Raw genomic sequence first — 23,292 nt, forward strand, 5'->3', positions numbered from 1 at the left:
ATATGTACTTCGAAGAGTGTGTTAATTTCTTTTTAAGAAACTCAAAGAATGAAAAAATGCTTGGATTTGAATATGAAACAATTCCAATAAATATTGAAAACCCCAACACTCCTGTGACCTATTTGGGAAGAAAAGGGATTTACAGTATATTAAATGAGTTAATTGAATGTGGATATAGCCCCATTATTATCAATAAATTCTTATCTGGCGCAACCAAGAATGATATAAGAATCACTATCGAGCCAGGAGGCCAGATTGAATTTTCATGTGATCCAAGAAATAATGTCATTGATATTTATCACAGTCTAAAAGATTTTCTTTTTGATATGAGTTCTGTCTGTGGAGATAGCATATCGTTACATAGTGTTGGATATCATCCCTTTTGCTCAACACATGATATTGATGTAATCCCTTGCCCTCGCTATCAGAATATTACTTCATTACTAGACTGTTGTGATACGCAGAAACTGACTGCATCAATGCAATGCTCTTTAGACTATAGTAATAGAATAGATGCAGGGAAAAGGATAAGACTAGCGAGTTTTATTCAACCTTATCTGGCTGGTTTTTTTGGTAACTCTTTTCTCTGTAATGGGCATTATTCTGGCTTTGTTAGCTATAGAACAAAATGTTTACGCGAGTTTGATAAAGGGCGCTCGGGAGTACCTGACTTTATCTGGTCCGATGACTTTATAAATAACTCTTATGAATTATATACAGAATGGGCTTTCCAAAAAGAAATTTTCTACATAATTCGTGATAATGAAGTAAAAAAGATGAATGGAATTACTTTCCAAGACTATATTAAAAGAAACGAGTATGACGTTCAGGTTTGTGACTGGGTTTCCCATCTAAGCACTTTATATCCTGATGCCCGTTTGAAAAACGTTATTGAACTTAGATCATGTGACTCATGCCCTCCTGATAGGGCAATGATATTCCTTAGTATAATTAAAGGACTAATGTATTGCGATGAAATTCTTGATGAATGCCTTTATCGGTTTAGAAAAACAACCAAAGAGAATGTGGAGTATAATTATAATGCCATTTCTAAAGATGGTGTTTTTTCAATGGACCATTCAGGTATACCTGTAAGAAAAGTTTTAAAAGAATTAGCAAATCTAGCAATTAAAGGATTGGAAAATATAGGAAAAGAAGATGAAATAGAAAATGTCATGAAAATAGGAAGAAGAATAACAAGCTATGATTCTGTCATTTATGACGAATCCTGCAAGATATTATAGATTACCCTGTAGATAATTCTGTATCCTTGCCATCCATTAAAAGTGGTTTCTCGATCGACCACCGAACTCAATAATACAACGCCTCATCGTCAGCCACAGTCCTTCGGTATAAATGGAGCTTTTTCATGGCTGATATGCTCCTCCGTGAGAGCATAGTACAATTTGCAGGGAAGAGATCATTTCTCTTCCCTCAATAAACGTTGTTACTTACTCCAAGGCAGAATCGGTACTGCACTGAGCGCATTCTTCGGCGAACCATCCACCAGACGATCAGAATAGGTCAGATACACCAGCGCATTACGTTTCGCATCGTAAAAACGCACTACCTGCAATTTCTTGAAGATCAGTGAAGTACGCTGCTGAAACACCACATTCCCCTTGCCTTTACTGCTGGTTATCTTGTCATTCAGGGTGATAGGCCCTACCTGCTGACAAGAGATAGCGGCATCCGATGTATCTTCCGCCAGACCAAGCCCGCCTTTGATGCCACCGGTTTTCGCTCTGCTCAAATAGCAAGTGACATTTGCCACATCAGGATCATCAAACGCTTCCACCACGATTTTATGATCTGGGCCTAACAGTTTAAACGCTGTATCCACTGAACCTATCTCTTCTGCCCTGGCTGAGGTGATACCGAAAAACAGGGCTGCAACCGTCAATATAACGTGTCTTTTCATCATCATTGCCACTCTCTCACAATTGCCGTTCTTTCGCTCGTTGCTACCATAGCGTAGTTTCTGTGGTCTACAGACCGTTTGTCAGATAGATTTCTCTGGTGACCTATGTTAATCAAATTCTTTATTCATAAGGCACAAAAATCTTGGTAAGTGCGCCAGGGAAAAAGTTGCTATTATGCCGAGCTTATACGCTTAGCTCTCGGTGTGTTCTATGAGGACGATCTATGGATCAAGCCAGTATCATACGTGACCTGCTCAACTGGCTGGAGGGTCATCTGGACCAGCCTTTATCGCTGGATAATGTTGCAGCCAAGGCCGGCTATTCCAAGTGGCATTTGCAGAGGATGTTCAAGGAAGTAACAGGTCATGCTATCGGCTCCTATATTCGCGCCCGTCGGCTCACCAAAGCGGCTGTCGCACTCTGTCTGACCAGTCGTCCTATTCTGGATATCGCCTTACAGTACCGTTTCGATTCGCAACAGACCTTCACCCGCGCCTTCAAAAAGCAGTTTGCGCAGACACCAGCCTCCTATCGCCGGGCGGATGACTGGAACACCTTTGGTATCCATCCACCGATTCGGCTGGGTGCGTTCACCATGCCGCAACCGCAATTTATCTCCATGCCAGAAACACAACTGGTAGGCCTGACTCAGAGCTACAACTGTAACCTGGAACAGATTAGCTGTTTTCGCACCGAAATACGCATCCACTTCTGGCGTCAGTACCTCGGTGAAGTAAAGCAGGTTCCACCAGTGTTATACGGGTTGCATCATTCTCGCCCAAGTAAAGAGAAAGATGATGAACATGAAGTGCTGTATACCACCGCACTGGAGCCTCATCATGTACCGGAAGGTGTGCACCCTGGTGACCCCGTCACACTCCCGGCTGGCGATTACGCGTTGTTTATCTATGAAGGCCCGACGGATGATTTGCAGGATTTCATTATCACGCTGTATGACACCTGCCTGCCGACCTATAAACTGACCCGGCGCAAAGGGTTCGATGCCGAACGTTTTCACCCCAAAGAGGACCCCGACACCGAGCCTCCAAAAATCATACGCTGTGAATATCTGATTCCCATCCAGCGTTAACGCTGCAATTCATCCAACGCCGGAGCATCAAGATGAGAAACATCTCCGGCTGTTTCCACTATCCAGCCCGGAGCAAGCCAGGGGCTTTGCTGGTAGTCCACACGAGATAGCGAGCAGTTGCGAAGGCGCAGACGACGCTCAGCCCAGGCGGGCAGGCCCAGTAACGTACTCAGCAAACATCCCAGCGCAATACCGTGGCTGACCAGCAATGGGCGACTACCTTGCTCTAACGCCTGGCATTTTTCCAGCACACGGTGCATACGCACAGCCAACTCCGACATGGACTCTCCGCCGGGAATACGGCCATCACGGGTGCCATCCACCAATTGTTTACGCCAGCTTTCTTCTTCATGGCTTAGCGAATCAATCAGCCTTTCTTCCAACACCCCCATGTTCAGTTCTCTCAGGTCTGGCTCCATGATGACCTGACAGCCACCACAAGCCTGCGAGATAATATCGGCGGTATGTCGGGTACGCCCTAGATCACTGGTAAGAATATGGGTGATCCCCAATTTTTTTACCCTGTCGGCGACCAAACGAGCTTGATGTTCACCACCTGGGGTTAACGGACTGTCCGACTGCCCCTGGATACGTCGCGCCACATTCCACTCTGTTTCACCGTGGCGAACAAGATATACCTGTAACATGATTTTTTTCCGTTATACTGCGTCAAACTAACTACAAGGTAGGGAAACATTATGTACCATGTTGTCGCATCTACGACCAACCCGGCCAAGATTAGTGCCATAACTTTAGCATTTGCCGACGTATTTGGTGCAGATAATTGCCGTATTGAAGGGGTTGATGTGGACAGTGGCGTCCCCAGCCAACCACTTGGCTCCGTTGAAACCCGAACAGGCGCAAGGAACCGCGTGATGAGGGCTCGTCAGGTTCGCCCGGAAGCAGATTTCTGGGTGGGAGTCGAGGCAGGTATCGAAGAAAGCATGACCTTCGCCTGGATGGTCATTGAAAACGCCACCATTCGGGGGGAATCCCGCTCGGCCAGTCTGGTATTACCACAAAGCATTCTGCAGGGAATCGGTCAAGGCCGTGAGCTGGGAGACGAAATGGCCCGCATTACCGGCATTCAGGACATCAAACGTCAGGGTGGTGCGATCGGCGTATTTACCGATGGCAAGCTCTCCAGAACCAGCGTGTATTATCAGGCGCTGCTACTGGCACTGGTGCCGTTCCATAACCCGGTTTATCAGCAGTCCATTCATGCGGCATCAGCCTGAAGCCCCAAGCGTTACGCTTTCTTCTCTGGTAACAACTGCCCCTCCAGCCAGATTTTCAGCCTGACTGGAGCAGACTTGAGACTATTAGAGCCCCGGGTGATGGTAGCAATACCGGCACCCAGCTCATTTTTCAATTCACGCTGACTCATTTCGCCCCGCATCAATTCCTGAATAATGCGCACACGAGTACCGAGAGAGGCCCTCTCATCCGGTGTTAACAACAATTGCAGTAGCGGCTGTTCCAATCCTTCTGCCATTGCCTGCTGAAACAGGCTGACAAAAGCGTGCCAGTTCTCATCATCTGACTCGGAAAAACTCGGATCGTGAAGTGAAGGTAATGTCATAACGGCCACCATACTATTTAACTAGTACAGCAGCATAACATACTATTCCATTCAAAAAAAAGTTCAGGAAAAAGGATAAACACCCCCCCCAACGAGGCGGGCATTGAGATAATCACGCGTTGCTGACGGTTACGCGTTAAATCCGCATGCAGCTTGGTGATAATGGGTCGCAGGTTGATTTATCAGTAACGTCGCTGCCACTCATTATCCATCAACAAAGCCGTCTGGCGTTGTTGCATCAAACTGCGATAAAAAACGTCATACGCCAGCACGTTTTTAACGTACCCACGGGTTTCTGAAAATGGAATGCTTTCCACGAACGCGATCGCATCAATACGGCCATTTGTGTCTTTCAACCAGTTATTGACCCGCGACGGCCCCGCATTATAAGCCGCCGATGCCAGAATCCGGTTCTGACCAAACGACTGATAGACATATTCCAGGTAACTGGTACCAAGCTGAATATTCATCTGCGGATCGAGCAACTGACTGCTATTGCTATAACTGGCGATGTTAAACATCTCGGCGGTGTGCTGCGCGGTAGCTGGCATCAGTTGCATCAAACCCGCGGCACCTACAGCAGAACGCGCCTGTGGATTCCAGGCGCTTTCCTGACGAGCGATCGCCATGGCATAACTCTGGCTAATTCCTTTACCTTGTATCGCCTGACGGAAATCGTCACTCCATGCCAGAGGGAAACGCTCTTCCAGGTTATCCCACAGTTTCGCCACTATCGTGGCCTGCACACTCAAATCATACCAACGTTGTTCTAATGCAAAACGTGCCAGCGCCTCCTGCTGAGGTCTTTCCCGGCTGGCGACCAGACCAGCCCACTCTGAACGGGCCAGACTTTCCAGTCCCCAGAACATCAGCTCACGTACTCTTGCCACCTCCGGTGACTGCCCAATCGAACGCTCCGGTTTGGCGGCAATCATGATCGTCAGCGGATAGTTAACATTCAGTTTCTGTGCAGCAGCCATCGGGTAAAAACCGCGGGTCTTCATCAGCTCGCGCAGTTGATTCTCCCCCTCTTGCTTTTGCCCTTGTTCAAGCAACAGTACTGCTCGCCAGTAACGCCACTCGTCTTTTTGCTGCACCTCGGCTGGCAAACGCGCCATCCACTGTGCCAGACCGACACGATCACCTTGCCCCAACGCCATACGGACACGTCGCTCCAGCAAGGGAGCCGAGGCACTACGCAAAATCACCGCATCACGCCAGCGTGCCTGTTCGTCGGTAGCATCGCTGCTCATCAGCCGCCAGGCCACGTCATCTTCCATGCTCTGGCGTTCCTGCGGACGCATTTTTTGCAGCCGTACTAACTGCGGTAATAGGGCCAGCGCCTCATTGGGATCCTGACGGGCAATACGGCTAAATGTCGACAACACTGCCCTGCGAGTAAAATCCGTTGGGCCGACAGAGCGGGCGAATCGTTCAATCGATTTCGTGTTGCTTTGTAACTTCAGCAACGCATCGGTGATGGTTTTGTAATCTGCCGGTAGTTGCCGGGCAAGATGGTTGACCAACCCCGCACTGCCCGCATCCATGGCCAACCGCATCCGCTCAAGCACCATCATTGAAGTTAAACCGCCTTGTTGCTGCCAGGCGGAAAACAGCTTGTCACAGGTCGGAGGCAGAGAACGGCCGGTCAGCCAGATCTCTTGTGTCTGCTCCCAGACACCCTGCACCTGCCCCGTCATCACCTTGGCATACAAATAGTTGCAGAGCGAAGCAACGGGTTTAGGCGGTTGGGGGCTGAATGCCAACAAGCCGCTCCAGTCCTGACGGCGGGCAAGCTCATTGATAAAACTGTTATTCAACGTCCGTACCGCGGGCAGTGTTGGGTGTGACGTCATAAACTGCCTGACCTGCACGGTGCTCACCGTTGAGAGATCCTGAGTCAGGGCGCGATATTCCAGATAGGGATAAAGCGGGTAATCACGCAGCGTCGGCATCAATTGGGAAACAACGTCCATCTGATTATTATCCCAGGCGGACTTTACTTGCTGATAGCGCTGCCGCTGCTCATCGAGCGAGTCTGCCAGCACCTGGTACGAAACCCCAAAGAGACACAGCACGGCGGCCACAGATCGCCAATACCCTATTTTGAACATACAGCCCTGACCTCACTCGTTATCGATTCTGCCATTGCGCCAGATACCGCCTTCATTCCCTATCAACATACTATCAATGCGTTATCAATGCGTTATCAATTCAAGCGCTCAGCCATGCCGTTCCAGACCCACAACGGCCACATTAACACCAGCAACTTCTGACGTTTTCAAACCAAATCAGTGTGGCATATCCAGCCCGGCAACGATACGCCGAAAGCGCGCTAAAACAGAACGAAATTCACGGTGTTTTCCCCGTTGTATCAATAGCGCTCGCAGTTTTAGCGGATATTGGTGTCGATTACACCATCACGGATGGAAGCCGCCTCGCAGAGTCAGCAACACGATGACAGGATGGCTGGGATCATGAGGCGAAAACAGCTAAACTCCGTCAACAGTAAATTCCTTTTGCCGGTGGAGCACTTGTGCGCTTCCGGTATCATGCCCCTACAGGCGCCATGCTTTTAATGGCATAACGCTAAACTGGACAGAAAGAGGCTCAGAGCAACGTGGCTCAATACGTTTACACTATGCACCGCGTCGGTAAGGTTGTTCCGCCGAAGCGCCATATCCTGAAAAATATCTCCCTTAGTTTCTTCCCTGGCGCCAAAATCGGCGTGCTGGGTCTAAACGGTGCGGGTAAATCCACTCTGCTGCGCATCATGGCGGGGATTGATAAAGACATCGAAGGCGAAGCACGCCCACAACCGGGAATTAAGATCGGTTATTTGCCTCAGGAACCCCAACTGAATCTGGAACACACCGTTCGTGAAGCCATTGAAGAGGCAGTCGGCGAAGTGAAACACGCGCTGACCCGTCTGGACGAGGTTTATGCCGCCTATGCCGACCCGGAGGCTGACTTCGATAAACTGGCGAAAGAACAAGGTGAACTGGAAGCGATTATTCAGGCGCACGATGGCCATAATCTTGATAATCAGCTAGAGCGAGCCGCTGATGCGCTGCGTCTGCCGCCGTGGGATGCCAAAATCGCCAATTTATCCGGTGGTGAACGCCGTCGTGTCGCAATCTGTCGCCTGCTGTTGGAAAAACCCGACATGCTGCTGCTCGACGAACCGACCAACCATCTGGATGCCGAGTCCGTCGCCTGGCTGGAACGCTTCCTGCATGACTATGAAGGCACCGTCGTCGCCATCACCCATGACCGTTACTTCCTTGATAACGTTGCGGGATGGATTCTGGAGCTGGACCGTGGTGAAGGGATTCCATGGGAAGGCAACTATTCTTCCTGGCTGGAACAGAAAGACCAGCGTCTGGCACAGGAAGCCTCCACCGAAGCCGCTCGTCGCAAATCCATCGAGAAAGAGCTGGAGTGGGTACGTCAAAATCCGAAAGGCCGTCAGGCCAAAGGTAAGGCACGTCTGGCCCGCTTCGATGAACTTAACAGCGTGGAATACCAGAAGCGTAATGAAACCAGCGAACTGTTTATTCCGCCTGGCCCTCGCCTTGGCGACAAGGTGCTGGATGTTCAGAACCTTACCAAGTCTTATGGCGACCGGGTGTTGATCGACAACTTGTCGTTCTCCATTCCTAAAGGTGCCATCGTTGGGATTATCGGCCCTAACGGTGCCGGTAAATCGACGCTGTTCCGCATGTTGTCCGCTCAGGAACAACCGGACTCCGGCACGATTTCACTGGGTGAAACCGTTCAACTGGCGTCAGTCGATCAGTTCCGTGACAAAATGGACGGCAGTAAGACCGTATGGGAAGAGGTTTCCGGTGGTCAGGATATTATGCGCATCGGTAATTTCGAAATCCCAAGCCGTGCCTACGTCGGTCGCTTCAACTTTAAAGGCGTCGATCAGGGTAAACGAATCGGAGAGCTCTCCGGTGGTGAACGCGGCCGAGTACACCTGGCCAAGCTGCTGCAGGTTGGCGGCAACATGCTGCTGCTTGACGAACCAACCAACGACCTGGATATCGAAACGCTGCGAGCGCTGGAAAACGCCCTGTTGGAATTCCCAGGCTGCGCCATGGTCATCTCCCATGACCGCTGGTTCCTGGACCGTATCGCCACCCACATCATCGACTATCAGGATGAAGGTAAGGTGGAATTCTTTGAAGGTAACTTCACGGAATACGAAGAATACAAAAAACGTACGCTGGGTGCAGAAGCGCTGGAACCACATCGCATCAAGTATAAGAAAATGGCGTAACACTACGCCCTTTCTATTCTGCTCTATGCTGTCACAGCCGGTTCCTGTGACAATAAAGCCCGCCAATCGGCGGGCTTTTCATTTGAATACAATAAGTAATCATCATGTGTGGCGAATTAAGCCACACCGGATAACCGTCAGAACGTTTCCCAATTCTGCTCACTGCGGCTACTTTTACCCGCGCCAATAGCGGCCACGGCGGGAACAGCCTGTAAAGTCGGACGGGATGGTAACGACGCACGAGCAGACTCGTTGTCCCGACGATGACTCACCTTGAAGACTGCTACCGCCTGGGTCAACCGCTCAGCCTGCGATTCCAGTGAAGACGCAGCGGCAGAAGCCTCCTGTACCAGTGCGGCGTTTTGCTGTGTTGTGCCTTCCATTTCCAGCACAGCCTGATTCACCTGACCAATACCACGGCTTTGCTCATCAGATGCAGAGGCAATTTCACCCATGATATCCGTCACGCTGACAACCGCTTTTACGATCTCCTCCATCGTATCACCCGCTTTTGCCACCAGAACAGAGCCAGCGTCCACTAACTTGCCGGATTCACCAATCAGTGATTCAATCTCTTTCGCTGCCTGTGCGCTGCGTTGCGCCAGGTTGCGCACCTCACCAGCCACCACCGCAAATCCCCGACCCTGTTCACCAGCACGGGCGGCCTCTACCGCCGCATTCAGCGCCAGAATATTGGTCTGGAAAGCGATGCTATTAATAACACTGGTGATCTCCGATATTTTTCTCGAACTGGAGGAAATATCACCCATGGTTCTCACCACGTCCTGAACAATAGAACCACCCTGCTCCGCCTTACTGGAGGCATTACGAGCCAGTTGGCTGGCATGGTTGGCATTATCGGAGTTCTGCTTCACGGTGGAGGTCAGCTCTTCCATGCTGGCTGCCGTCTGCTCCAGCGCCGCCGCCTGTTGCTCCGTACGGGAAGAAAGGTCGACGTTGCCCGCGCTAATTTCTGACGCCCCCTGATAGATAGAATCGGCACCTTCGCGAACGACCGTCACAGTATTGGTCAAAGACTCCTGCATGTGCTGCAGGTTTTGCCCCAGAATACCGATTTCGTTGCGTCCCAGATGTTCAGCCGGTTGGGTAAGATCACCCTGAGCAATTTTCTGGATACGGGCAATCAGCGCATTAACCGGTACCAAAATCGCCCGACGGATGACCAGATACGTCAGCGCGGCCAGCAGAATGGCTAAAATAAACGACGCCCCCATCAGGATATTCCCCAGACGAGCGTTAGCAGAGGCCTGCGCATTAATGCTGTTTGCGTGATCTGTCAGGTACTTCACTTCCTTGCGCACCTGAAGGGCGTAATTCGTATCCAACTGGCGAGCCAGTGTCGTTTCCAGTTCAATGGTATTTTCGAATTCACCGTTACGCACGAACTCCACCATCGGCAACATTATCTTGTCACGATAGGCGGTGTAGTTTGCGCTCAACTCAGAATCCAGGGATGTCTCTTGTGCGGATTTGTCAGTTCGCGCCATATACTCATCAAAGCGCTTCTGTGAGCTTTTGATACGATCCAGACCTTCGGTAAAGGCCTGTTTGTAAGCCTCCGTATCACCGATACGCGACGATGCCACTGCCTGAACCAGCAACTGACGGGAAACACGCAGTTGGTCCATACTGCTACTGACCCCTGCCCGGATATCGGAAACCAGATTAGCCCGCTCCAGAGAGGCATTACTCTGTTTGAGAAAATAACTGGCAGTACCAATTGAGAGAGCAAACAGAACCAAAATAATGGTTAACAGGGTAATAAACAGCGTCACAAGACGAATGTTATTTATCGAAGAAATATTTCCTTTTTGTTCTGCCATTCCGATTTCTCACTTTCACTACAAGATGCTGAACACTTCCGCTGTCTCAACAGCAGAAGCACGTATAGCTTTGCGCCATTTTAGTACTCCCTGGCATACACCGGCTGCTGCCACATCAGCGTCCGGTAAGGCAACAAACGTCTCTCCTAAGCACAAAACAAAACGATATTTTATTTTAATTGTATTGTTGTTTCTTTAAAAAAGAAAAACCGTGACGACTGTAGCATGCTCTGTTGATAAGTGGTAACAAGAAGCGCTCAGGTTCCTTTTTTATGATGAAGTCACCATATATCTGGCGGGTATATCAACCGAAAATTAGCCTTTGCAGGGTACGTCGCCCTACTGTACTTCCTGGGAAACGACATGGTTTACCGTGAAGAATAATCGCACAACGCGTCAAAACTCAGTGCAAAATCAATAAAGCTATTCAGAGCAGGAGAGTTCAACCTGCGCCCAGGATAAATCAAATAGAGATCATTAGTATCAGCCTGCCATTCCGACAAAAGACAAACCAACTCACCATTATCTATCTGCTCACGGCACAAAAATGCCGGCAGCAACGTAATACCGCCATCCGCCAGTACACAAGCACGCGCATACAGCAGATTGTCGGTGATGTGTGATTGCGGCAAGCGCCAGAGAAAATACTCTGCTTCCCGGCGAAATCCCCACTCCGGCCAGGCTCGGTGAGCAATACACCGGTGCGCTTGCAGTTCACGCGGGTGCGTAATCGGCGGAAATGCCGTCAGATAGGCGTCGGAAGCCACCAGATAATGCGGCACTTGCCCCAAAGAACGACCAATCAGGGAAGAATCCTGCGGTTTACCGGTACGCAACGCGGCATCGAACCCTTCTGCCACCAGATCAATAACCCGATCAGCCACCACAATCTCCAGCGATACCGCCGGAAAGCGGGACTGAAACTCGGCGGTCAAACGCGCCAACAAGGTTGCCCCTAATCCGGCAGGACTGGTTATTCGCAAGCGCCCACTGGGTTTATCGCGTAAGTGTTGCATCGCCATCTCAGCGCGCTCGCTGGCCTGACGCATTTCCTGGCAATGCACCAGATAGCGTTCACCTGCAAAGGTGAGGTTCAGCTTGCGAGTCGTTCGATTGAACAACCGTAGCCCCAATGATTGCTCTAACTGACTAACGCGTAAACTGAGACTCGACTTAGCCATACCAGCCTGTCTGGCCGCCTCGGTAAAACTGCCGCATTCCGCCACCAGGGCGAACAGCGCCATATCCTGCAATTGTCTGAACATGATTGTTCTTCTCAGCCGAACACGTCGTTAGTGATTGTCCATCTTATCAGTACTATCGACAGGTTCTACACTGTTGTCACATCCAACACGCAACGATGGAAACATTGATCATGACAGTAAAAGCAATCGCCGTTGCCCCCAGTTCTCCTGATAATTTCGTAGAAATTACGGCCGAATTACCACAGCCCGGTGAGCATGACCTGCTGGTAGCCGTAAAAGCGGTGTCGGTTAATCCGGTGGATACCAAAGTACACGCAGGATTACGTCGAAACGGTCTGCAACACCCGCGCATTCTTGGGTGGGATGCCAGTGGCATCGTGATAAAAACCGGCTCAGGTGTCAGCAACTTCAACGTCGGAGATGAAGTTTGGTATGCCGGTGATATCACGCGCCCAGGCAGCAACAGCACCCATCAGTTAGTCGATGCCCGCATCGTCGCACACAAGCCCGCGTCACTGAACTGGGCTGAAGCGGCCGCCTTGCCGTTGACAGCGCTGACCGCCTGGGAAGGGCTATTTGAACATTTGAACATTCAGACTGCAGCCAAAGGCAAAACACTGTTGATTATCGGTGGTGCTGGCGGCGTCGGTTCACTGGCGATTTCACTGGCGGCACAACGTAGCGAGGTGACCGTCATCGCGACGGCGTCTCGTCCCGACTCCGCACAATGGTGTCGCGACCGTGGCGCTCATCTGGTGGTGGATTATCGCCATCTGGTTGATGACCTGAAAAAGCAGAATATTGAGCACGTCGATTACATTTTCTGCCTGAATGACACTGACGGCCACTGGGATGCCATCAGTCAGTTAATCGCCCCGCTGGGACATATCTGTACCATCGTGGAAAACACTCGTCCTTTAGATCAAAACGCGCTGAAGTTAAAAAGCGCGACGCTGCACTGGGAATTCATGTTTACCCGCAGCATGTTTACCACACCGGACATCACTCGTCAGGGAGAAATTCTGCGTGAGGTGGCGCAACAGGTGGATAACGGTCTCTTGCAGGGCACCCTTAGCCAGACCCTGAACGGATTAACGCCTGAAACGCTAAAACAAGCCCACGAGGCCATACTGAATGGCCATATGCGCGGTAAGCTCGTCATCACTCTGTGAGTGCAAGTCCCAATGACAGCGTCAGCATAAAAAAAGCCAGCCTGTCAGGCTGGCTTTGTCATCCACGCAATATGCCATCGGTTACCACCGACTTGCTATTCGCTGCTTAGTACAACAAGCGGGCACGAATAGTGCCGGGGATAGCTTTCATCAGTTGCAGCGCGGTGTCAGCACCGTCCGTTTCCACATCGATAACCACATAACCGATGGTCGGGCTGGTCTGCAGATACTGTGCTGCAATGTTGATGCCCTGCTCAGCAAAGATGTTGTTAATCTGCGTCATGATACCAGGACGGTTTTCATGGATGTGCAGCAGACGGCTGGCACGATCGCTGTGCGTCGGCAACGATACTTCCGGGAAGTTAACAGCAGACAAGGTAGAGCCGTTATCAGAGTATTTCACCAGTTTCCCGGCAACCTCGATACCAATATTCTCCTGCGCTTCTTCCGTCGAACCACCAATATGCGGTGTCAGGATCACGTTATCGAATTCGCACAGCGGCGACAGGAACGGGTCACTGTTGGTTGCCGGTTCCTGCGGGAACACGTCGATAGCCGCACCAGAGAGGTGCTTGTTGGCAAGAGCGTCGCTCAATGCCGGAATATCGACCACAGTACCGCGTGATGCGTTGATCAAAATCGAACCTGGCTTCATCAACGTCAGTTCGTTAGCACCGATCATATTCTGGGTACTGTCAGTTTCCGGCACATGCAGACTGACTACATCGCTCATATTCAGCAATTCAGACAAATGGCGAACCTGTTGGGCATTCCCCAACGGCAATTTGCTTTCGATATCGTAGAAATAGACGTGCATCCCCAGGCTTTCAGCCAGGATCCCAAGTTGGGTACCGATGTGACCATAACCAATGATACCGAGTTTCTTACCGCGAGCCTCAAAGCAGCCAACCGCCTGCTTGTGCCAGATACCACGATGCGCTTTAGCGTTAGCGGTCGGAATGCCGCGCAACAGCAGCAGCAGTTCACCGATAACCATTTCGGCTACGGAGCGGGTATTGGAAAAAGGTGCGTTGAAGACCGGAATGCCACGTTTGGTTGCAGCCGACAGATCAACCTGATTCGTGCCGATACAAAAACACCCCACTGCTACCAGTCTTTCAGCCGCTGCGAAAATGTCCTCCGTCAGATGCGTACGCGATCGAATCCCCACAAAGTGCGCGTCACGAATCGACGCTTTCAGCGCTTCCGGGTCAAGCGCTCCTTTATGGTATTCAATATTGGTGTAACCCGCAGCACGCAGATTCTCAAGCGCATTCGGGTGTACCCCCTCCAGCAGCAGGAACTTAATCTTGTCTTTTTCCAGTGATACCTTTGCCATTTCCCGACCTTATTTTCAGACTTCAGATATGACGGTTTGCAAACCGGTCTGTGCAAACATAACAAAAAATACGCAGGCGGCAATACAAACGATTGCCTTCACGTTTTTTCTTACCCCCACCCGTCAGTGATTTCATGGCAAAAAATACTGCCAACCCTCAGCAAGACCAGACAGGGGTGATGCGAAATAAGAAAAACTGATATTAAGTACCAAAAATGAGCCGTTATAGAAAGTCGGATTTTTTAGATAAAAAAATCCGACCGTCGTTAGCATGGCCGGACCTCTGCGAGAGATAACAACAATCGCACTCTTTCATGGCACACTTTCAGTGGAATTGTTTCGACACTGCTGTGGCCAGAATAGTCTGCGTCAGGAATGACTTATTTCAGGCGAACGGTTTTCACCCCGTCGGCGGTCCCCACCAGCGCGACATCCGCACCGCGGTTAGCAAACAACCCCACCGTTACCACGCCAGCCAGACTATTGATGCGGTTTTCCATCGCCACCGCATCCGACAGATCCATATTGTGCACATCCAGAATAATGTTGCCGTTGTCAGTGATAACCCCATCACGATACACCGGCTGACCACCCAGTTTGACCAGCTCACGGGCCACATAGGCGCGCGCCATCGGGATAACTTCCACCGGCAACGGGAAACGCCCCAGCACATCAACCTGTTTGGACGCATCGACGATACACACGAACTGACGCGCGATCGCCGCCACGATTTTTTCACGGGTCAATGCGGCACCGCCACCTTTGATCATCTGCATGTGTGGGTTGATTTCATCAGCGCCGTCGACGTAGACATCAAGCACATCCACGTCATTACAGTCAAAAACCGGAATCCCCAGACTTTTGAGCCTGGCGGTAGAAGCGTCAGAGCTTGAAACCGCGCCTTCAATTTGATGCCTGATAGACCCCAGTGCGTCAATAAAGTGAGCGGCGGTAGAGCCGGTTCCCACGCCAACGATAGTACCGGGGCGAACATAGTCGAGTGCGGCCCAACCCACGGCTTTTTTCAGTTCATCCTGCGTCATGATGTGCTTATGCCTGTAGCTACGAAAACGTGTGCGTATTATAGGGCATGCCATAGTCAAAAGGAGAGCCCTGCCTGTCAGGTACGGTAATATTTCAGTCTCACGGCGGCAGGCAGGGCGATTTTTTTCGGCGATACCTCACAAAAATGTGGCATATTGCCAAATATAGTTTTTACGCAAAGGAATCTTCACCTTCATGAAACGCCCGGACTATCGCACGCTTCAGGCGCTGGACGCCGTGATCCGTGAGCGTGGCTTTGAGCGCGCCGCACAAAAACTCTGTATTACGCAGTCCGCCGTCTCGCAACGCATCAAACAGTTGGAGAACCTGTTCGGCCAGCCGCTACTGGTAAGAACGATTCCGCCGCGTCCGACCGAACAAGGGCAGAAATTGCTGGCCTTGCTGCATCAGGTGGAATTGCTGGAAGAAGAGTGGCTGGGCAATGAAAACAGCAATGAAACCCCTCTCTTGCTGTCTCTGGCGGTCAATGCCGACAGTCTGGCGACCTGGCTGTTACCCGCCCTGCAACCTGTACTGGTGGACTCACCCATCAGGTTGAATTTGCAGGTGGAAGATGAAACCCGAACCCAGGAGCGCCTGCGCCGGGGTGAAGTGGTGGGAGCCGTGAGTATTCAGCCGCAGCCGCTGCCAAGCTGTCTGGTGGATAAACTGGGCGCGCTGGATTATCTGTTCGTCGCCTCGCCAGGCTTCGCCAATCGCTACTTTCCTAACGGGGTAACACGTTCGGCGCTGCTGCGTGCGCCAGTGGTGGCGTTCGACCATTTGGATGATATGCATCAGGCATTTTTGCAGCAAAATTTCGACCTGCCGCCGGGTAGCGTACCCTGCCACATCGTTAACTCATCTGAGGCTTTCGTACAGCTTGCCCGTCAGGGCACCACCTGCTGTATGATCCCCCATTTGCAGATCGAACGCGAACTGGCGAATGGCGAGCTTATCGACCTGACACCGGGGCTATGCCAGCGCCGTATGCTGTACTGGCATCGTTTCGCGCCGGAAAGCAGAATGATGCGGCAGGTGACTGACGCCCTGCTCACGCACGGACGCCAGGTTCTACGTCAATCCTGAATTCGTCAGGCCGACTCGCTTACGCGGCGCCCTCAGGGCGCTCGCTGTAATTCAAACACCACATCCACCTGATCATCAAAGTGAATAGTCTGCTGTTCGTAGGTTTGCGCCACCTCGCTTTGCGCCGCCATATTGGTGGTTTTGAACATACGCGCAGCTGGTATCGGCTGGTAGTTGGCAACGTGGTAACGAATACTGTAAACCGGCCCCAGCGTAGCGTTAAACCCAGAGGCTAACGACTGCGCCTGTAATGTCGCCTGCTCTATCGCTTTTTTACGCGCCTGTTCACGGTAGGTATCCGGGTTAGACACCCCCAGTTCCACCGCCCGAATCTCGTTAAGACCCGATTTGAGCGCGCCATCCAGCAATTCATTGAGCTTATCTAACTGACGCAGCGTGACTTCCACCTGCCGCACCGCACGGTACCCTTTCAGGACCGAGCCGCCGTTCTTCAGGTAATCGTACTCTGGTTGGGTGCGCAAATTGGCCGCGTTGATATCTTTCTTGTCGATACCGTTTTTATCCAGAAAAGCAAAGTATTGCGCGACACGATCATCCACCTGCTTTTTGGCGTCGGACACATCTTTGGAGGACACGCTCACTTCTATCGCCAGCCGGGCGATATCCGGCGTTGCATCCACACTCGCCGTACCGGAAGTCACAATGTGCGGCCCACTGGGCAACTCATTACCGGCCTGTGCCGTCAGTGACGACAAACCGAGCAGCATAGTCAAAACCAGAACGTTCAGCTTCACAGTATCTCCTTTGCGCATGAGTGAGTGACGAAGCCTACCCGGGGCAGGCTTTATTCACTATAGGCGAATGTCTGAATAGGTGAATGTCTGGATAGATGAATGCGCGAATACCGGCTAAACATCGAGAAACACAATGCCAAACGCCCGCTTACGCCGCAGGCGGTGTAAATCCTAACTCAAGGGAAATAGTGCGGGCGGTTTCCCGTAAGGGGTCAACCAGCGTATCAATCCCCATCTGTTGCAAACGCGCCATCGACAGCGAAATGGAAACGGCATAGGCCACCCGATGCTGAATATCAAACACCGGCGCAGAAATACAGGAAACCCCTAATTCATTCTCTTCCCGGTCCATCGCCAACCCCTGGCGGCGAATTTCCGCCAGTTCCTGTTGCATGGCGGGAAGCTCAACGATGGTGTTATCAGTCAGAGGATAAATACTGTTCTGATGGGTCCGCCAGTATTCTGCAGGGTAATCCTCCGCGCCGTAGGCCATGAAAATCTTCCCCATCGCCGAACTGTGCAAAGGCATATGCTGGCCGATGTAAGCACGGGTACGCATCATGCCGGTAGTCGGTTCCAGCTTATAAATCAGAATCGCGTGGTCATCTTCACGCGTTGAGAAGTTAACAGTCTCCCCTACCATCAGGTTCAACGCCTCAAGGTGCGGTGCCGCTACGTGCAACACATTTAACGACGAGAGCGCCTTCTGGCCGATAGCAATAAACTTGGTGGTCAGTCGATAACTGCCTGGCTGACGTGCAGGCACCACGTAACCACACCCGGCCAGACCTTGCAACAAGCGATGGACGGTACTTTTATTCATGCCGGACAACTCAGCAATCCGCGCCAACGGGCACCCGTTGGGATAGTCGCTAAGTATTTCGATCAACTGTAAACCGCGAAACAGGCTTTGACTTCCCAGCGGCTTTTCCGCCTTCCCCTCGTCATCAATGCTATGTTCATTTATCACGTCTGATCTTCCTCTCATTACGCCCGCCAGGACATCCACCTCTGCCGGGACAAAGACCATCATGAAACAGCATGTTATGCGATGCAATAGAGGAAATAGCTCACACTCCGCTACAGACAACAGCCGCAGGCATAAATTCGCATGAAAAACTACAGTGTCGGCGCGCCCTGCGACCCCGTATGGGCTGACGGCGAATGGTGCAAATGCACATCCATCTGTGGATACGGAATACCGATACGGTGCTCATCCAACGCCCGTTTGAAGTTCTCCAACAGATCCCAATACACCGCCGCCGCATCGCCATTATTGGTCCACACCCGCACCACAAAGTTAAGCGAAGACGGCCCCAGCTCATTGAGCCGAATAGTGACGCCATTATCATGCAGAATACGGTTATCCGCCGCGACGATAGCGCCCAGTACATTTTTCACCACATCGATATCCGCGTCATAGGCCACGCCGACAATAATTTCAGTACGACGATTCGGCTCACGGGAACTGTTGATAATATTCCCGGCGATAATTTTGCCATTTGGCACTACGATGACTTTGCCGTCGGCCGTCAGCAGCGTGGTGGAAAAAATTTGTACCTGAGTCACCGTGCCCGCAATGCCACCCAAATCCACCGACTCCCCGGTGCGAAAAGGCCGGAACATCACCAGCAGCACCCCGGCAGCAAAATTCGATAGCGAACCTTGTAAAGCCAGACCAACCGCCAGACCGGCGGCACCCAACACCGCAATGACCGATGTGGTTTGCACCCCCACCCGACTTAGCGCTGCTATCAGCGTGAAAGCGATAATGCCGTAGCGCACCATCGCAGACAAAAAGTCCGCCACCGTGACGTCAATACCACGAGTGACCATCAGCCGGTTTAGTGTGTTCGCCATCATGCGGGCAATCAGCATCCCAACAGACAAAATCACCAGTGAGGCGACAATGTTCACCGCATACTGCAACAGAATGTGTTGATTATTCACCAGCCAGCTCTGCAGGCGTCCCATGCTTTCAGCTACGTTGAGTTCTTCCATTTGTTCGCTCCTGTTAGCATCATGTGCATTATCGGTATGCAGATAAAATTAAGGCTCCCGTAGGAGCCTTAGTCAAATTATTACGTCGATAATTACAACCGGTTCAATCATGACAACCGGTTTGATAATTACAGCACGTCAACCGCGTTCAGTTCTTTAAACGCTTGTTCCAGACGCGCCACCATGGTCACCTGACCGGCACGCAGCCAGACACGTGGGTCATAGTATTTCTTGTTCGGCTTGTCGTCGCCTTCCGGGTTACCCAGCTGGCCCTGCAGATAGCCTTCGTTTTTCTTGTAGTAATTCAGGATGCCTTCCCAGGTCGCCCACTGGGTGTCGGTATCGATATTCATCTTCACCACACCGTAGCTGACTGCTTCGGCGATTTCTGCTGCGGAAGAACCGGAACCGCCGTGGAACACGAAGTCCAGGCTGTTGTGCGGCAGGTTGAATTTCTTAGAGACATATTCCTGAGAGTTACGCAGGATTTTCGGCGTCAGTTGTACGTTACCCGGCTTATACACACCGTGTACGTTACCGAAAGAAGCCGCGATGGTGAAACGAGGGCTGATAGCGTTCAGTTTTTCGTAGGCATAAGCCACATCTTCCGGCTGGGTATACAGCGCAGAGTTGTCCAGATGGCTATTGTCCACGCCGTCTTCTTCACCACCGGTGCAGCCCAGTTCGATTTCAAGCGTCATGTCCAGTTTGGCCATACGCGCCAGATACTTGCTGCAAATCTCGATGTTTTCTTCCAGCGATTCTTCCGACAGGTCGATCATGTGAGAAGAGAACAGCGGTTTACCGGTCGCGGCGTAGTGTTTCTCACCGGCATCCAGCAGACCGTCAAGCCATGGCAGCAGTTTCTTCGCGCAATGGTCGGTGTGCAAAATCACCGGAATACCATAGTGTTCTGCCATCTGGTGTACATGATGAGCACCAGAAATCGCACCCAGAATTGCCGCCTGCTGACCTTCAGCTTTCAGGCCTTTACCGGCAGTAAATGCAGCACCACCGTTGGAGAACTGAACGATTACCGGCGCGCGCACTTTGGCTGCGGCTTCAAGAACGGCGTTAATGGAGTCGGTACCGACACAGTTAACCGCCGGCAGTGCAAAGTTATTTTCTTTGGCAATGGCGAATACTTTCTGAACGTCATCACCAGTGATGACACCAGGTTTTACGAAATCAAAGATTTTAGACATGTCACGTGTCCTGTTTCGTTGGCCGTGGAGGGTTAGAGATTTGTCTGTTACTGCATTATCGTCGGCAATACCGTGACTGCCGACATGACTACCATTTGTTGCTGCTGGTATTGCTACCGGTAGCCCGGCTTTCACCGGGTTACCAGGAGGCGAGATATTCTCCCACCTCAAATGACTGACGAAAAACGCTTACTGACGAGCGCGTTCTTCCAGCATCACCACTGCCGGCAGTTTTTTACCTTCCACAAACTCCAGGAAAGCGCCGCCGCCGGTAGAAATATAGGAGATCTTGTCGGCAATGCCGAACAGATCGATTGCCGCCAGCGTATCACCGCCGCCTGCGATGGAGAAAGCATCGCTGTTGGCGATAGCATTCGCCACAATCTCCGTCCCTTTACGGAAGTTCGGGAATTCGAATACACCAACCGGGCCATTCCACAGAATCGTCTTGGCGTTTTTCAGGATGTCAGCCAGACGTTCGGCAGACACATCGCCCAGGTCCAGAATCTGTTCATCATCTTTAATGGCAGCCACGGATTTCAACGTCGCGCTGGCAGTTTCGGAGAATTCTGTTGCAACACGTACATCGCTCGGTACCGGAATATCGCAGGTTTCCAGCAGTTTCTTCGCTTCTGGAATCAGTTCCGCTTCGTACAGCGATTTACCGACGTTATGGCCTTGGGCAGCCACGAAAGTATTGGCGATACCACCACCGACGATCAGCTGGTCAGCAATTTTAGACAGTGAATCCAGCACCGTCAGCTTGGTAGACACTTTGGAACCACCGACGATAGCCACCATCGGACGAGCCGGGTTACTCAATGCTTTACCCAGTGCTTCCAGTTCATCAGACAGCAGCGGGCCGGCACAAGCGATCGGGGCGAATTTGCCGACACCGTGAGTTGAAGCCTGCGCACGGTGTGCAGTACCGAACGCATCCATCACAAACACATCGCACAGTGCGGCGTATTTTTTGGACAGCACTTCGTCGTCTTTCTTCTCACCCTTGTTGAAGCGGACGTTTTCCAGTACGACCAGCTCACCTTCGGCCACATCAACGCCGTCCAGGTAATCTTTCGCCAGACGCACCGGCGCAGACAGATGGTCTTTCAGGTAGTTGACTACCGGCAGCAGGGAGAATTCTTCGTTGTACTCGCCTTCGGTCGGGCGGCCCAGATGGGATGTCACCATCACGCGGGCACCCTGCTTCAGGGCGATTTCAATGGTCGGCAGGGATGCGCGGATGCGGGCGTCAGACGTCACTTTGCCATCTTTAACCGGCACGTTCAGATCCGCACGGATCAGCACGCGTTTGCCAGCCAAATCCAGGTCGGTCATCTTAATTACAGCCATGGTGAATCCTCTTGTTGATTCTCTTTAAAGTTGCTTGAGTGAGGTGTCGGTTTCCCGGCACCGCCTATCAGAAACCGCAGGCCGCCATCGCCCATGTTGTATCCAACATCCGATTGGCAAAGCCCCATTCGTTATCGCACCAGACCAGCGTCTTGATCAGATGCCCTCCGCTGACCCGGGTTTGCGTCCCATCCACTATCGCGCTGTGCGGGTCGTGGTTGAAGTCCACTGAGACCAACGGCAAATCGGTATAATCAACTATACCACGAAATGTATTCTGCGCTGACTGGCGAAACAGCATATTGATTTCACTTACGTTTACCGCGTTTTTCACGCTGACACTAAGATCAATAGCCGTGACATTGATAGTCGGCACCCGCACCGAAATCGCTTCAAAACGGTCTTCAAATTTCGGAAAGAAACGGGTAATACCCACCGCCAGTTTGGTGTCCACCGGGATGATCGATTGACTGGCAGCACGGGTACGCCGCAGGTCATGGTGATACGCATCGATCACCGGTTGGTCGTTCATCGACGCATGGATCGTCGTCACGGTACCGCTCTCGATGCCATACGCATCGTCCAGCAGTTTAATAATCGGAATAATACAGTTGGTGGTGCAGGAGGCATTGGATACCAGACGGTGAGCCGAGTGTAGATCCTGATGATTAACGCCATACACAATGGTGGCATCAAGATCTGGCGCACCGGGGTGGGAGAACAGCACTTTTTTCGCGCCTGCCGCCAGATGGGCTTCACCATCGGCACGGCTACCGTACACACCGCTGCAATCCAGCACGATATCAACACCCAGCTCGCCCCACGGCAGGGAGCGGAGATCCGGCTCATGCAACAGGCGAATAGTGTCATCCCCTACCAATAAGCGATCGCACTCCTGACGGACATCCCACGAAAAACGGCCATGGCTGCTATCGTACTTGAGCAGATGGGCAATCCCTTCGGCATTGGCCAGCTCATTAATCGCCACCACCGTGATTTCGGCTCGCCGACCTGATTCATACAACGCACGCAGAACGCTGCGACCTATACGACCAAAGCCATTTATCGCAATACGGATTGTCATGAAATTCCCTGTGTAGTGATAAAAGCATTGCGCGTTATAGGATAATCAGTACGCCACCAGAAATATACCCACCATACTTCAAGTTGCAGGTGTGTTGGCTGCATTACTCGGCCCATCCCTGGGCCTCGCCCTTTCAGGGCCGCAGCACGCTGCGTTCAACACGCGAGCGTGTTGTCCTGCAACTCGATTATTGGGGTATAAACCGCTTGTTGCACAGGACGTGTCATCACGTAAAGCCTGCTGATAGTGTTGTTGCCAAACGCTGTCACACCAACAACTGAAACGCTTCAGCTAGCATAAACGAATTGCCTGGTAAAAGAAA

Annotated in this window: 21 protein-coding genes; 7 read left to right on the top strand and 14 right to left on the bottom strand. The window is 51.6% G+C overall.

Annotation, left to right across the window (positions count from 1 at the left end; all coding sequences use genetic code 11):
* Positions 1-2 precede the first annotated feature (2 nt).
* The gene (locus FAZ14_RS06745) at positions 3-1,244 is read left to right on the top strand and encodes a glutamate-cysteine ligase family protein (RefSeq protein ID WP_153508267.1); all 1,242 of its coding nucleotides are present in this window, start codon (positions 3-5) and stop codon (positions 1,242-1,244) included.
* Positions 1,245-1,447: 203 nt separating this feature from the next.
* Here the strand turns inward: FAZ14_RS06745 and creA are convergent, their stop codons facing one another.
* On the bottom strand, positions 1,448-1,924 hold the full coding sequence (creA, locus tag FAZ14_RS06750) for a protein CreA (RefSeq protein WP_080578335.1): 477 nt from the start codon (positions 1,922-1,924) through the stop codon (positions 1,448-1,450).
* 221 nt (positions 1,925-2,145) lie between these two features.
* Here creA and robA point away from each other — a divergent pair, with 221 nt between their 5' ends.
* Positions 2,146-3,012 carry an MDR efflux pump AcrAB transcriptional activator RobA gene (gene robA / locus FAZ14_RS06755; RefSeq protein ID WP_016940673.1) on the top strand — a complete coding sequence of 289 codons (867 nt, stop codon included), beginning with the start codon at positions 2,146-2,148 and terminating at the stop codon, positions 3,010-3,012.
* On the opposite strand, the gene gpmB is transcribed toward robA, so the two are convergent.
* Complete coding sequence (gpmB, locus tag FAZ14_RS06760) at positions 3,009-3,659, bottom strand: 2,3-diphosphoglycerate-dependent phosphoglycerate mutase GpmB (protein ID WP_016940674.1); 651 nt, start codon at positions 3,657-3,659, stop codon at positions 3,009-3,011. The genes robA and gpmB overlap by 4 nt on opposite strands.
* 51 nt (positions 3,660-3,710) lie before the next feature.
* Here gpmB and yjjX point away from each other — a divergent pair, with 51 nt between their 5' ends.
* Positions 3,711-4,250: an inosine/xanthosine triphosphatase gene (yjjX, locus tag FAZ14_RS06765; protein WP_012886237.1), complete on the top strand. Its 540-nt coding sequence runs from the start codon at positions 3,711-3,713 to the stop codon at positions 4,248-4,250.
* A gap of 11 nt (positions 4,251-4,261) precedes the next feature.
* On the opposite strand, the gene trpR is transcribed toward yjjX, so the two are convergent.
* Both trpR and sltY read right to left on the bottom strand, forming a co-directional pair.
* A complete protein-coding gene (trpR, locus tag FAZ14_RS06770; protein ID WP_029456265.1) occupies positions 4,262-4,594 on the bottom strand; it encodes a trp operon repressor in 333 nt (110 codons plus the stop codon).
* Positions 4,595-4,776: 182 nt separating this feature from the next.
* Positions 4,777-6,708 carry a murein transglycosylase gene (gene sltY, locus FAZ14_RS06775; protein WP_153508268.1) on the bottom strand — a complete coding sequence of 644 codons (1,932 nt, stop codon included), beginning with the start codon at positions 6,706-6,708 and terminating at the stop codon, positions 4,777-4,779.
* Between sltY and FAZ14_RS20195 the strand changes: the two genes are divergently transcribed.
* On the top strand, positions 6,598-6,870 hold the full coding sequence (locus tag FAZ14_RS20195) for a hypothetical protein (protein ID WP_194287067.1): 273 nt from the start codon (positions 6,598-6,600) through the stop codon (positions 6,868-6,870). The genes sltY and FAZ14_RS20195 overlap by 111 nt on opposite strands.
* A gap of 344 nt (positions 6,871-7,214) precedes the next feature.
* On the top strand, positions 7,215-8,879 hold the full coding sequence (gene ettA / locus FAZ14_RS06780; protein WP_016940676.1) for an energy-dependent translational throttle protein EttA: 1,665 nt from the start codon (positions 7,215-7,217) through the stop codon (positions 8,877-8,879).
* A gap of 137 nt (positions 8,880-9,016) precedes the next feature.
* On the opposite strand, the gene FAZ14_RS06785 is transcribed toward ettA, so the two are convergent.
* On the bottom strand, positions 9,017-10,723 hold the full coding sequence (locus FAZ14_RS06785; protein ID WP_016940677.1) for a methyl-accepting chemotaxis protein: 1,707 nt from the start codon (positions 10,721-10,723) through the stop codon (positions 9,017-9,019).
* Positions 10,724-11,091: 368 nt separating this feature from the next.
* Complete coding sequence (locus FAZ14_RS06790; RefSeq protein ID WP_016940678.1) at positions 11,092-11,988, bottom strand: LysR family transcriptional regulator; 897 nt, start codon at positions 11,986-11,988, stop codon at positions 11,092-11,094.
* A gap of 110 nt (positions 11,989-12,098) precedes the next feature.
* Here FAZ14_RS06790 and FAZ14_RS06795 point away from each other — a divergent pair, with 110 nt between their 5' ends.
* Positions 12,099-13,100, top strand: a complete 1,002-nt coding sequence (locus FAZ14_RS06795) for a zinc-binding alcohol dehydrogenase family protein (protein ID WP_016940679.1) — start codon at positions 12,099-12,101, stop codon at positions 13,098-13,100.
* Positions 13,101-13,206: 106 nt separating this feature from the next.
* Here the strand turns inward: FAZ14_RS06795 and serA are convergent, their stop codons facing one another.
* Both serA and rpiA read right to left on the bottom strand, forming a co-directional pair.
* On the bottom strand, positions 13,207-14,439 hold the full coding sequence (serA, locus tag FAZ14_RS06800; protein WP_016940680.1) for a phosphoglycerate dehydrogenase: 1,233 nt from the start codon (positions 14,437-14,439) through the stop codon (positions 13,207-13,209).
* Positions 14,440-14,819: 380 nt separating this feature from the next.
* The gene (gene rpiA / locus FAZ14_RS06805) at positions 14,820-15,482 is read right to left on the bottom strand and encodes a ribose-5-phosphate isomerase RpiA (protein ID WP_016940681.1); all 663 of its coding nucleotides are present in this window, start codon (positions 15,480-15,482) and stop codon (positions 14,820-14,822) included.
* Positions 15,483-15,678: 196 nt separating this feature from the next.
* Between rpiA and FAZ14_RS06810 the strand changes: the two genes are divergently transcribed.
* Positions 15,679-16,572 carry a LysR family transcriptional regulator ArgP gene (locus FAZ14_RS06810; RefSeq protein WP_016940682.1) on the top strand — a complete coding sequence of 298 codons (894 nt, stop codon included), beginning with the start codon at positions 15,679-15,681 and terminating at the stop codon, positions 16,570-16,572.
* A gap of 32 nt (positions 16,573-16,604) precedes the next feature.
* Here the strand turns inward: FAZ14_RS06810 and FAZ14_RS06815 are convergent, their stop codons facing one another.
* The 6 genes from FAZ14_RS06815 to epd all read right to left on the bottom strand — a co-directional run bounded on the left by FAZ14_RS06815 (position 16,605) and on the right by epd (position 22,970).
* Positions 16,605-17,327, bottom strand: coding sequence for an oxidative stress defense protein (locus FAZ14_RS06815; protein WP_194287065.1), 723 nt, complete (start codon positions 17,325-17,327; stop codon positions 16,605-16,607).
* Positions 17,328-17,475: 148 nt separating this feature from the next.
* The gene (locus FAZ14_RS06820) at positions 17,476-18,279 is read right to left on the bottom strand and encodes an IclR family transcriptional regulator (RefSeq protein ID WP_235914489.1); all 804 of its coding nucleotides are present in this window, start codon (positions 18,277-18,279) and stop codon (positions 17,476-17,478) included.
* 167 nt (positions 18,280-18,446) lie between these two features.
* Entirely contained in the window at positions 18,447-19,328 is an 882-nt protein-coding gene (gene mscS, locus FAZ14_RS06825) for a small-conductance mechanosensitive channel MscS (RefSeq protein WP_153508271.1), read from the bottom strand.
* Positions 19,329-19,456: 128 nt separating this feature from the next.
* Positions 19,457-20,533, bottom strand: coding sequence for a class II fructose-bisphosphate aldolase (gene fbaA / locus FAZ14_RS06830; RefSeq protein ID WP_016940686.1), 1,077 nt, complete (start codon positions 20,531-20,533; stop codon positions 19,457-19,459).
* Positions 20,534-20,722: 189 nt separating this feature from the next.
* On the bottom strand, positions 20,723-21,886 hold the full coding sequence (gene pgk / locus FAZ14_RS06835) for a phosphoglycerate kinase (RefSeq protein WP_016940687.1): 1,164 nt from the start codon (positions 21,884-21,886) through the stop codon (positions 20,723-20,725).
* A 67-nt stretch (positions 21,887-21,953) separates the two neighbouring features.
* Positions 21,954-22,970, bottom strand: a complete 1,017-nt coding sequence (epd, locus tag FAZ14_RS06840) for an erythrose-4-phosphate dehydrogenase (protein WP_038926591.1) — start codon at positions 22,968-22,970, stop codon at positions 21,954-21,956.
* Between the last annotated feature and the right edge of the window lie 322 nt (positions 22,971-23,292).

It is taken from the genome of Dickeya oryzae (genome assembly GCF_009372235.1).
GTDB lineage: Bacteria > Pseudomonadota > Gammaproteobacteria > Enterobacterales > Enterobacteriaceae > Dickeya > Dickeya oryzae.

Bases quoted from the DNA above. Each gene is read 5' to 3' on its own strand.
- FAZ14_RS06745 (WP_153508267.1), top strand. From the start codon at position 3: ATGTACTTCGAAGAGTGTGTTAATTTCTTTTTAAGAAACTCAAAGAAT.
- creA (WP_080578335.1), bottom strand. From the start codon at position 1,924: ATGATGAAAAGACACGTTATATTGACGGTTGCAGCCCTGTTTTTCGGT.
- robA (WP_016940673.1), top strand. From the start codon at position 2,146: ATGGATCAAGCCAGTATCATACGTGACCTGCTCAACTGGCTGGAGGGT.
- gpmB (WP_016940674.1), bottom strand. From the start codon at position 3,659: ATGTTACAGGTATATCTTGTTCGCCACGGTGAAACAGAGTGGAATGTG.
- yjjX (WP_012886237.1), top strand. From the start codon at position 3,711: ATGTACCATGTTGTCGCATCTACGACCAACCCGGCCAAGATTAGTGCC.
- trpR (WP_029456265.1), bottom strand. From the start codon at position 4,594: ATGACATTACCTTCACTTCACGATCCGAGTTTTTCCGAGTCAGATGAT.
- sltY (WP_153508268.1), bottom strand. From the start codon at position 6,708: ATGTTCAAAATAGGGTATTGGCGATCTGTGGCCGCCGTGCTGTGTCTC.
- FAZ14_RS06785 (WP_016940677.1), bottom strand. From the start codon at position 10,723: ATGGCAGAACAAAAAGGAAATATTTCTTCGATAAATAACATTCGTCTT.
- FAZ14_RS06790 (WP_016940678.1), bottom strand. From the start codon at position 11,988: ATGTTCAGACAATTGCAGGATATGGCGCTGTTCGCCCTGGTGGCGGAA.
- FAZ14_RS06795 (WP_016940679.1), top strand. From the start codon at position 12,099: ATGACAGTAAAAGCAATCGCCGTTGCCCCCAGTTCTCCTGATAATTTC.
- serA (WP_016940680.1), bottom strand. From the start codon at position 14,439: ATGGCAAAGGTATCACTGGAAAAAGACAAGATTAAGTTCCTGCTGCTG.
- rpiA (WP_016940681.1), bottom strand. From the start codon at position 15,482: ATGACGCAGGATGAACTGAAAAAAGCCGTGGGTTGGGCCGCACTCGAC.
- FAZ14_RS06810 (WP_016940682.1), top strand. From the start codon at position 15,679: ATGAAACGCCCGGACTATCGCACGCTTCAGGCGCTGGACGCCGTGATC.
- mscS (WP_153508271.1), bottom strand. From the start codon at position 19,328: ATGGAAGAACTCAACGTAGCTGAAAGCATGGGACGCCTGCAGAGCTGG.
- fbaA (WP_016940686.1), bottom strand. From the start codon at position 20,533: ATGTCTAAAATCTTTGATTTCGTAAAACCTGGTGTCATCACTGGTGAT.
- pgk (WP_016940687.1), bottom strand. From the start codon at position 21,886: ATGGCTGTAATTAAGATGACCGACCTGGATTTGGCTGGCAAACGCGTG.
- epd (WP_038926591.1), bottom strand. From the start codon at position 22,970: ATGACAATCCGTATTGCGATAAATGGCTTTGGTCGTATAGGTCGCAGC.